The sequence below is a fragment of the Kitasatospora sp. NPDC057512 genome (genome assembly GCF_042802135.1).
Taxonomy (GTDB): domain Bacteria; phylum Actinomycetota; class Actinomycetes; order Streptomycetales; family Streptomycetaceae; genus Kitasatospora.
The window spans coordinates 1-1,167 of record NZ_JBHVET010001269.1 but is presented as its reverse complement, the minus strand read 5'-3'; the positions used below and the strand labels follow the sequence as shown (position 1 = coordinate 1,167).

Sequence of the window (1,167 nt, the reverse complement as noted above, 5' to 3'; positions counted from 1 at the left end):
ACCGTGGCCGTCGGGCGGTAACGGCGGCCGTGGCCGCCGCCGCCGTGGCCGCCGTCACCGCCGGCGTCCTGGCACCGACCACGGCGTTCGCCGGCGGCAGGCCCGACAGCGTCCAACAGAGCCTGAACGCCCTGGTCAAGGACGACGGCCTGCCCGCCGCACTGGCCGCCGTCAAGGGTCGCGACGGCCGCACCCGCAACTACACCGCCGGCGTCGGCGACCTCGCCACCGGGGCCAAGGTCCCCGTGGACGGGCAGATACGCGCCGGCAGCAACACCAAGACCTTCACCGCCGTCGTCGTCCTCCAACTCGTCGCGGAGGGAAAGGTGGGCCTGGACTCCCCCGTCGAGACCTACCTGCCGGGCCTGCTGCGCGGCGACGGCATCGACGGACGCGAGATCACCGTCCGCCAACTGCTCCAGCACACCAGCGGCCTGCCCGACTACATGGCGGCCCCCGAACTCTCGGACTTCACCACCATTCAGTTCCGCTACTTCGAGCCCCGCGACCTCCTCGACGGCGCCCTCGCCCAGAAGGCCCTCTTCCCCGCGGGTACCGGCTGGGCGTACAGCAACACCAACTACATCGTCGCCGGACTCCTCGTCCAGAAGATCACCGGACGGCCCGTCGGCGAGGAGATCACCAAGCGCGTCATCGACCGCATCGGCCTGCGCCACACCTACTTCCCCGCCGTCGGTGACACCACCGTCCACGAGGCCCACCCCCACGGCTACCTCCCCGGCACACCGGGCGCGCCCCGGTTCGACTACACCGAGATGGACTCCTCGATGGCCTGGGCGACGGGGGCGATCGTCTCCACCAACACCGACCTCAACGCGTTCTTCACCGCGCTCCTCGGCGGCCGGCTCCTGCCCCCGGCACAGCTCGCCGAGATGCGCACCACCGTCCCCGCCGATCTGATCGGCCAGGGGATCCGCTACGGACTGGGCCTGCAGAGCAGGCCGCTCTCCTGCGGCGGCCTCGTCTGGGGCCACGGCGGCACCGCCCCCGGCTACCGGACCCGCGGCGGCGTCACCGAGGACGGCCGCGCCGCCACCATCACCGTCACCACCGTCCCGGGCGAGGACGGCGCGCAGCACATGACGGACGCCCTGGACGCGGCCCTCTGCCGCTGACCAGGCCCTCGGGCCGGCCCCCCGCCCACGC

Annotated in this window: 1 protein-coding gene; it reads left to right on the top strand. The window is 73.0% G+C overall.

The window, feature by feature from the left end; translation table 11 throughout:
- Positions 1 to 1,136 (top strand): serine hydrolase domain-containing protein (locus tag ACFU6K_RS39405; protein ID WP_380671542.1); only part of this gene is annotated, 1,136 nt, incomplete at its 5' end.
- Positions 1,137 to 1,167 lie beyond the last annotated feature (31 nt).